Raw genomic sequence first — 8,948 nt, 5'->3', positions numbered from 1 at the left:
CTCAACTAATTAGTTTTGCTCTCACTGGTGGATAGGCATCACCCTCCTTGCGATAAGTGACTTCGTAGCCGGTGTTGGTCGCTTTCAGTAGCCAGCCAGTCCACAGGTCTTCTTTTGCATCGAGTTTGCTGAAGGGTCTTTTATCCAAATAACCATTCAGGTGTGAGTCTTGATAGCCTGCCATATAGAATCGTAATAGTGCCGCTTCGTCAGCTTCAGTATGTACGTGCGGTAATAATTCTATGGCTTTTCGATATCCATTTTTATGCCATTCAAGAAATGCAGTTGCGTTCGGTTCGAGAATGGCAGGATGCATTTCGTTAATGGATTGATGAACGAAATCCAAATGGCGTTCTGCCCGCTGTTGCGGGCTTAAATAACTAAAATAAACAATAAATGCGCTAACAACTAATACAATAAAAATTCCTGCGGCGACCTTGCTACTGCGTTTTAACATACTCATTTTTCTTAAGCTTCCTTCAATAGTCCATTAACTGTGAAAATGTTTGAGTCGATTATTGTTTAATTATCGGCTGCACCAACACCCAAGGCTTTATCACTACTGCCCATACCAATGCATTCTGCTCATACCATTCTTGTGCTTGGGTATCTTTTACTGCGTCAACCAAACCTGCATCCATCCAGGTTTTAATTTGTGCGGCGTTATCCGCAACGATCTGTGCGGCGACATGGGTTAAATCCAAAGTTGGATCTACGGCGATGGCATTGCCGCTGGCGAAAAAACGCTGTAGTTCATGCCAGTGAATTTGTGCGGTTTCCAAATTAATTTGTTGTTCAATTTCGTTGTTCATCGTTATTTACTCATCGCCTTTGCAACTCTTGAATTGCTCGGTTTATTTAACACTGTACTGATAGTATTGCCGGCATAAATTAATTTTTCCAAATTCACGCCGTGTTCAATACCCAAACCATTTAATAAATACACCACATCTTCTGTGGCGACATTACCTGTTGCACCCGCTGCATAGGGGCAGCCGCCTAAACCAGCGATGGAGGAATCAATCACGCTCACACCCATTTCCAAGGCGGCATAAATATTCGCAAGTGCCTGCCCGTAAGTGTCGTGCATATGTGCAGCAATTTTTCCGATAGGGATGTCGCGCGCGAGTGTTTCAATTAAATGTTTAATTTGCCCCGCAGTGCCCACGCCGATGGTATCGCCTAGTGAAATTTCGTAGCAACCCATAGCTAGTAATTCGTTGGCAATGCTCGCAACGGTTTGCACATCAACCGCACCCGAATAGGGGCAACCTGCAACGCAGGAGATATAACCGCGCACGGGAATATGCCGCGATTTTGCTGCATCAATCAAGGTTTGAAAGCGCTGGATACTTTCACTGATAGAACAGTTAATATTTTTTTGGCTAAACGCTTCGGATGCTGCTGCAAAAATCGCAACTTCATTCGCGTTAACGGCAATCGCGCGTTCGTAACCTTGCAGGTTGGGTGTGAGTGCGGCGTAAGTTACACCGGGTTTACGCGCGATGCCAGCAAATACCTCGCCGCTATCGGCCATTTGCGGTACCCATTTCGGGTTTACAAAACTGCCCGCTTCAATATAAGTCAAACCAGCATCGACGAGATTTTCAATCAACTGGATTTTGGCGGTGGTAGGAATGGCTTGCTTTTCATTTTGCAATCCGTCGCGCGGGCCAACTTCAACGATGCGAACTTTTTTCGGTAAGTTCATAATAAAAATTAATCCTCGCCCCAGCGCGGCATCAAATCTTGTTGTACACCAAGCTGATCCAAAATACGCGCGACGATAAAATCCACCAATTCCTCAACCGATTGCGGCTGCATATAAAAACCGGGGCTGGCGGGCAGTACAATAACACCCATCTGCGTCAGCTTTAGCATATTTTCCAAATGAATTTCAGAGTAGGGCGTCTCGCGCGGCACCACAATTAATTTGCGACGCTCTTTCAGTGCTACATCTGCAGCGCGTTCAATTAAATTATTGCTGGCGCCGTGAGCGATGGCTGAAAGCGTTCCTCCACTTGCAGGGCAAATCACCATCGAGCTGGGCGAGCTTGAACCCGAAGCAACTGCCGCAAACCAATCGTCTTTTGCAAGCAATTGCAGTTGCTCGTCATCGGCATCAAACATTTCACACAGCATTGCTTGCTGCTCTTCCAGATCGCGCGGCAAATCCAAATCAGTTTCAGTGCGAATCACCACTTCTGCGGCGCTGGAGATCATCAAAAATACTTTGCAGTCCGCCGCCAACAAACACTGCAGCAAACGCAAACCATATTGCGCGCCGGATGCACCGGTAATCGCGAGGGTGACTGAGCGTGGTTTCATAGGTAGCTCCATTTTGCAGGATGGTTGATTCGCTAACGCAAAGGGTGCAATCACCAAGGCGTTTTATTACTTCTAATGATATGGGGCTTTGCCATTCGTCGCTAGCCTTTAGCGAGACCGCATTGTTTGATTTTGAGCAAATGCTGCACGTTGACTGTGCCTTTATACTGATAGCGTAGAAACTGTACATATTACCTAGCACTTAAACAGGAGTAAGGTTATGACAAGTTATCACGCTGTTGTCTGGTTAGATCGTAAAGAGGCGCACATACTCACATTTGAAGAGGGTATTGTGGAGGTCGAACGCATCAAGTCCCGTAGCCATCATCTTGCTTCAGGCGGGCATGCTGGCTCACATCAGAATATGCATGGCCGCGCCAGTGCTCAAGGTCATCACTCGCCCGAGGGTGGTCATGCAACTTCGGATCAAACGTTTTACCATAAAATCGCGCAGGCGTTGGTGGGCATTAAAGAGGTTTTGGTGACGGGGCCAGCACAGGCAAAAGATGAGTTTCGCGCTCACTGCGAGCACCATGATACTGCTGTTGCAAAGGCGATTGTTGCTGTTGAGCCAAGCGATCATCCTAGTGACGAGCAGTTAGCTGCGCTCGCGCGAAAATACTTTATAAAATACGATCACATGCATAGTCAAAAATAACTAAAAATACATATTCTGAATATTAATAGAGGCGACTTCGTTGATTGATGGTCGCCTCTAAAAAAGTTGTAAATTGTTATTGCCCTAAAATGTCCCTGACGAATGCGCGAATGCTGTCGTCCTGACAGTTTTCAAAAAAACATGCCTGGAAGCGTTCACCATTCACCGCAGTTTTCACAATTTCCGGATCAATTGCACGCAATCCATCCAAATAGTTTTTTGCCGTCGCAATTTTAATATTGGTCAGAATTCCCGCATTACGCACTTGCGATTCGCGACGCTCCGCAGGGTAACCCTGGCCGCGCACGCCGGTAAATGCCTTTTCAAAAATGGTGCGGATATTCAGCTCAGCACCCCAACCAAAACCCTTGGCAAATGGCAGTGCCAGTGCATTGCCGTTATTCACCTGTGCAAACAAGTAAGCGTCGGTAGGCTCTATGCAGTAACCGCAGAATACACCTGGGTGTGCGTTGAGTGACATCATCGCGCCTTGACCCGTGCCGCAACCACTCACGACAAAATCGACAGCTTTGGAGTTTAATAACAAACTGGCCATTACTCCCAGATGGATGTACGTCAGGTAGTGGTCATTATCATCACTCATACCCACGTTAAACACGCTATGTTGCTGTACGGCTGCGACTTCTTGCAGTTGCTGCAACACAATCGCGTTTTTCGCGGCTTGGCTGAATTCGTTCATTAATGCAATTTTCATGGCAAAAGCTCTCTCAGAATAGAAAAGGGGTTTTGTGACAGGCTCTTCGGCACTGTTTGCTGGTAATGACCGATCTTTTGCAGAAGTGTTAATGATATAGGGGGAGGCGGGTTAATTGAAGGGAAAGGGTGGTTTTAATGACAAGGGCGCAGCAAGCGGCGCCCCTACAAATAGCATTGCATCCGTAGGGGCGCTGCTTGCTGCGCCCTATTTTGTCGAATATCTATTTTTAAAACCCATCAGTATATTCACCAGAGGTTAGCTAAGCTCGGTTTTGCAATCACCAACCACATAATTGCCAATACGCTGACCGGAATAATCGCGATGGCAATGCGCGTTACATAAGCGTGATAAATATAGAGTGTTCGTGTTTGTTTTGCATCGTAACCCGTTTCATTCAAGCGTGAAAAAATCTGCGGTAGCTTGATGTTGCCATACCAAATATCCAGTACTTCCAGTGGTATGATTAGTAGCAAGATAATCAGCAGTTTCCATTGCAGCCAAGGTTGGTTAAATCCAAAAACCAGAATTGCCATTCCAATACCGCTGGCAATCAAAGCTACAAATGCAACGTGTTCAAGAATGAGCATTTTTATAAAAACACGATACGCCAGATGCGTCGCGGGCGTAATCTCGCCCAATTGTTTGCGCATAGCCATCAAGATAAACCACGCACCAAGGCTCGGGCCGAGCCAAAAAACCAGTGAGCCGATATGCAGGATTTTTAGTGCAATAAACGCATCGATAGTGCTCATATCAATAATCGACTTTTAATTCGTTTGTGCGTGGAAATACTTTTATCGTAAGCGCAAACATCCACGCCGTACTCCACACCATGCCCGCCGCAGTAAAGAATTTCGCCGCGTCCATTGCTTGCATCGCACAGCTGATACTCAAACCAAAACCAAAAAACCAACCGGGAATGCCAATTAAAATTAATTTGCGCGGTAGGCGCTGATTATTGAGCAGCAAAACGTTTAACAGAAGGCCACCAATGTTATAGAGACCATTGCCCAATGTGCCGGTGAGCTGCACTGCAATTAATTCCAGTATTTGCATTGTCGCCAGTGTCGGATCAATTGTGTGGCTGTACGGAATCACAAACGCGAAAATAACTTCCGCACCAATGTCCGGCACTATGCCGAGCGCCACCAATAATATTCCCAGTACACGCCATTCGGATTTTGGAATAAACGGCAGCAGCATGATGCAAAAAGTCAGCAAGCCGAGTGCCGCAAGCATCCAGTTAAACCAACCTAACTGCCACAATCCAAGATTGTTTTGAATAAATTCATTGCGCTCTGCAATTGAATTGCCTGCGCCGAGTAGTCCTTCGGGAAGGATGAAGGCCATTTGGAGGCAGGCTAGGGTTAGGATGGCTATGATGGCTAGGCCAAGGTAATTGTTTAGGGTCCTATTTTTTATCATTGGTCTGTGACTTTAGGTTTAAGGGGGTGAAAGTCATGATTCGCATACTCTCTCCATTCTACCAACAAATTTTCTATTTCATTCTTGTACTGATACGTTATTGTATTATCAAATTTGAAATCATTAAGCATCCTCCTTAGTTCCGCCACTTTCCAATGTTTAGTAAGGGGTTTGTAGAGTCCGTGTTTGTTTTTATCGAAATGGAGTAAAAGCATTGGCGTAAGATGGTCTTTGTATATTCCGCTTTGTTTTGATAGGGTTTTATGGAATTCATCCAGTTCCTCCTCTGTGGTGGTTTTTCTGCTAATTTCCTTATGGCATTCAAATAGATCATCTATAAGTTTGGTGTCTGTTCTATCAGCACTTTGAAATATGTCGTAATTATCATTTTCTTCGATGTTCTCAAAGAGCAGGCTGCATAATTGAAATTTCATTTCGGGTGCATAAAAATAATAGGTGTACTGAATCATTTCTACTGCGATTGAAAAGTTGCTTTTAATTAGGTGTTCTAGGATTTTTCTCTTTGTGGTTAATATGGTGTTGTTTGTGTTGGCCGCATCCATGAAATTGAATATTTTTGCTATCGATTCGCATGTTAAATAAATTATTTCTTTGTTTTTCTTGTTTCTGCCATCAAGTGTTGTTCTTGGTTCGAAGTAAAGGGATGTGTTATTTTTTGCGTTTCTTGTAATCTCAGAATTTAATGTATTGGTTAGGTGTTGGCATAGTTCATCATCAAATGAAGTTGTCGCGAATGTCCAATCAACTAAATTTTTTAAATAGTTTCCATATTGTGCCTTGTTTTTCGCATCTCCCAAAATTTTTATAGATTCTTTACTTGGTTGCTTACTGTAGAGCGCCTTAAGAATTTTTTGATCCATGGCTTCATTTGTATTTAGTGACTCTGTGATTGCTCTTATAAAGTAGTTTGATCCTCTGTCATTTTTTATTCTCTGCAAATCACTTGCTTGTTCTCTTGTGTTGTGCCGGTAAATTGCAAGTGCTGCGCTACGCTGCGTTGCAGTATCGGAATCAAATATGTCATGATCGAAGAGTGATCCAATAAGTACTTTAGCTGGCTGAAGATCGCTTTCTAACTTGATTGCAGATTTTAGGTTGGCGGCTAACTTTTGCTTTAATTTTTGAGTTTCAGCATTGTTTTGTGATTTTTCAATATTTTGTAGCGTTGTAAATGAGTTTAAGAAAAAAATGAATGCGCTAGGAGAGCAAAACCGAAGGATATTCAGGTGAAGTAAGTCAAATAGATGTATCTCGCCTTTTATGTTGTTCCATGCGGAATAGGTGCGTCTGAGTGCTTGTTTAAGGGTTCTTGGTGTCCCTATTAAAGGATTGAATTCTTTTACGAAAAAATAGTTTTGCTTTATGTATATTGTTTCGCTGCCTATTTCATTTTCGATTAGCTCAATAAATTTTTCGATTATTATCTGCGAGTGCACATGCTGGATGTCAGGGATGTCTTCAATATGGGTGCAGATTTTTTCAAGAATTGAATCTTGCGTGGCTTTTATGCAGAGTATAAAGTTTATTCTCTCAAGCTCTTTTATGCGTTCAAGAAGTGCAGCAAGAGAATTTATGGTTTTTTCTTGTTCACAGCTTCTATCGAAGTCCTCCAAAACTATAACCATATGCTTGTCTATGGATTTTAATAGGTTGTCAATTTTCTCTAAGTGATTCTTGGGATTCGCTTTACTGTTGGTGCCTAGTATATGGCTAATACTAGAGGCTCCAGTAAATCCTGAGTTATTTAGTGCATTGATATAGTTTTCAGGAATGCTTGAGAGGGCCGAGCTATCTACATACTGCGACAACTCTTCAACAATAATTTCGAGGATTTGACCTGCATGTGAGTCATGATCTCTCCCCCAGCCATCAATGTAGCTAAATATATACGCCTTTTTCCCTTGTGTTGTTAATTGCTCTTCTATCAGCTTGCAAAGGCTTGATTTTCCAGAGCCGAATTCGCCTCGTATGGCTACCTGATGACTCTTTTTCGATTTTTCCAGTAGAGTAGTTATTCTTTTTGCATATGCGGTCAGATTAGTAAAGTCATAGTTTTTATTTGCTATCGGAATCTCTTTTTCCAGCCAAAGTTTTATATCAAAGTTTTGGCTTTTATCATATGACTCCTTTTCTGGTTTTGATGATTGCTTTGTTAGCATCATTAATAAACATAAGAACGTGCCTGCAGAAAATAAGATAGCATAGGGTACATCAATCAATTCGCTTAGATCATGGGTGTATAAACTGAAAGCAATAACAAAAAATGATGCAAGATAAGCCGGTGGGTGCCTTAGGTCATTTTTTATGGTGTGAGTTATGTTGTAGCAGTTGTGCTTCTTTAAAAATAAAGGTAGTGAAAAACCGACAATAAATAAGAAGGTGTATGCAATCAACGGGGGTAGTGAGTTAAATGTTTCAGATAGAAAAAGTAGTGGAACGTCCAGTATTCCAGTTCTCAATAGCAAGTAGAGCAGCAGATATGCAGTGATGCTTAATGAGGCCAAATCAATTAAGCGAAGAGTGAAGTTCTTAAACCACATTTTCATGTTTTTATTTTATCCTTTATTTGTTCGGATTAGCTTCGTAGGCTAAGTCTTGCGCACCGTGGAGGGTATTGCTTGCGCTCCACCCACACTACGGTTGTAATTTAATTACAACGCATGCTTCGTCAACTGCTCAATCAACTTTTGATGCACCCCACCAAACCCACCATTACTCATAATCACAATATGCGTATTGGCTTCGCTCAGCGAAATCGCACAGTGAATTAATTCATCCAGATTGCGCAAGAGTTTTGCGGGGACGGGGCTTTTGTTTACTACTTCGTCCATTGCCCAATCTACGTTTGCAGGTTGATACCACAGAACATCGTCAGCATCGGTGACGCTTTGGTTGAGGGCGCCTTTGTGAACGCCCATGCGCATGGTGTTGGAGCGGGGTTCGATGATGGCGATAATTTTTTGGTCGCCAACTTTTGCGCGTAAACCGGCGAGGGTGGTTTTAATCGCGGTGGGGTGGTGGGCGAAGTCGTCGTAGACTTTTACGCTGTGCACATCGGCCAATATTTCCATGCGGCGTTTTACACCGGCAAATTGTTCCAATGCTTTTGCGCCGTGTTCCGGGGTGACACCTACATGGCGGGCGGCGATGATTGCCGCTAAACCGTTATTGACATTGTGGATACCGGTTTGTTGCCAATGTACTTGCGCGACTTCTTCGCCGTTGTGAAGCACAGCGAATGATGAACCGTCAGCTGCTAATAACTTTGCTTGCCATTCGGCAGAATTTTCTTTTTCATTTTTTTCGTTATCAATCACTGCAAATTGTTGCTGCGGTGTCCAGCAGCCCTGTTGGATCACTTCAGCGAGGGCTTTGTCATTGACGGGTGAAATTAATAAACCGTTATTGGGAACAGTGCGCACCAAATGGTGGAATTGTTTTTGGATGGCGGCGAGATCGGGGAAGATATCGGCGTGATCAAATTCGAGATTATTTAAAATGACTGTGCGTGCATTGTAATGGACAAATTTGGAGCGCTTGTCAAAAAACGCGCTGTCATATTCATCGGCTTCCACCACAAAAAACGGCGTGCCGCCCAAGCGAGCAGAGGTGGGGAAATTTTTTGTCACGCCGCCGATTAAATAGCCCGGCTCCATTCCTGCGTATTCCAAAATCCACGCGAGCATCGATGAAGTTGTTGTTTTGCCGTGGGTGCCAGCAACCGCCAATACCCATTTGCCTTGCAACACATGGTCGCGCAGCCACTGTGGGCCAGAGGTGTAGGCAATGCCTTGGTCG

Annotated in this window: 10 protein-coding genes; 1 reads left to right on the top strand and 9 read right to left on the bottom strand. The window is 43.7% G+C overall.

Annotated features, from left to right (window positions below; translation table 11 throughout):
• Window position 1: 1 nt before the first annotated feature.
• From ACWA6V_RS12215 to ACWA6V_RS12200, 4 genes are read right to left on the bottom strand one after another with little or no spacing between them, the layout of a single operon-like run.
• Window positions 2-463, bottom strand: a complete 462-nt coding sequence (locus ACWA6V_RS12215) for a hypothetical protein (RefSeq protein WP_449522748.1) — start codon at window positions 461-463, stop codon at window positions 2-4.
• Between the two features lie 52 nt (window positions 464-515).
• Window positions 516-812, bottom strand: coding sequence for a DUF2288 domain-containing protein (locus ACWA6V_RS12210; RefSeq protein WP_449522747.1), 297 nt, complete (start codon window positions 810-812; stop codon window positions 516-518).
• A 2-nt stretch (window positions 813-814) separates the two neighbouring features.
• Complete coding sequence (locus ACWA6V_RS12205) at window positions 815-1,711, bottom strand: hydroxymethylglutaryl-CoA lyase (RefSeq protein WP_449522746.1); 897 nt, start codon at window positions 1,709-1,711, stop codon at window positions 815-817.
• Window positions 1,712-1,719: 8 nt separating this feature from the next.
• Window positions 1,720-2,328 (bottom strand): flavin prenyltransferase UbiX, encoded by a 609-nt coding sequence (locus tag ACWA6V_RS12200; protein WP_449522745.1) that lies wholly within the window; start codon window positions 2,326-2,328, stop codon window positions 1,720-1,722.
• Between the two features lie 220 nt (window positions 2,329-2,548).
• On the opposite strand from ACWA6V_RS12200, the gene ACWA6V_RS12195 reads away from it, so the two are divergent.
• Window positions 2,549-2,986 (top strand): hypothetical protein, encoded by a 438-nt coding sequence (locus ACWA6V_RS12195; RefSeq protein ID WP_449522744.1) that lies wholly within the window; start codon window positions 2,549-2,551, stop codon window positions 2,984-2,986.
• A gap of 76 nt (window positions 2,987-3,062) precedes the next feature.
• On the opposite strand, the gene ACWA6V_RS12190 is transcribed toward ACWA6V_RS12195, so the two are convergent.
• The 5 genes from ACWA6V_RS12190 to mpl all read right to left on the bottom strand — a co-directional run.
• Complete coding sequence (locus ACWA6V_RS12190) at window positions 3,063-3,701, bottom strand: RpiB/LacA/LacB family sugar-phosphate isomerase (protein WP_449522743.1); 639 nt, start codon at window positions 3,699-3,701, stop codon at window positions 3,063-3,065.
• A gap of 248 nt (window positions 3,702-3,949) precedes the next feature.
• The gene (locus tag ACWA6V_RS12185) at window positions 3,950-4,456 is read right to left on the bottom strand and encodes a DUF2269 family protein (protein WP_449522742.1); all 507 of its coding nucleotides are present in this window, start codon (window positions 4,454-4,456) and stop codon (window positions 3,950-3,952) included.
• Between the two features lies 1 nt (window position 4,457).
• Window positions 4,458-5,054 (bottom strand): hypothetical protein, encoded by a 597-nt coding sequence (locus ACWA6V_RS12180; RefSeq protein WP_449522741.1) that lies wholly within the window; start codon window positions 5,052-5,054, stop codon window positions 4,458-4,460.
• Window positions 5,055-5,125: 71 nt separating this feature from the next.
• Window positions 5,126-7,696, bottom strand: coding sequence for a P-loop NTPase fold protein (locus ACWA6V_RS12175; RefSeq protein ID WP_449522740.1), 2,571 nt, complete (start codon window positions 7,694-7,696; stop codon window positions 5,126-5,128).
• A gap of 105 nt (window positions 7,697-7,801) precedes the next feature.
• Window positions 7,802-8,948, bottom strand: a 1,147-nt coding sequence (mpl, locus tag ACWA6V_RS12170; protein WP_449522739.1) for a UDP-N-acetylmuramate:L-alanyl-gamma-D-glutamyl-meso-diaminopimelate ligase, incomplete at its 5' end; no start/stop codon positions are given.

This window comes from Cellvibrio sp., assembly GCF_053579595.1.
The sequence above is the reverse complement of the archived record's forward strand: the minus strand, read 5'-3'. Positions and strand labels throughout refer to the sequence as shown.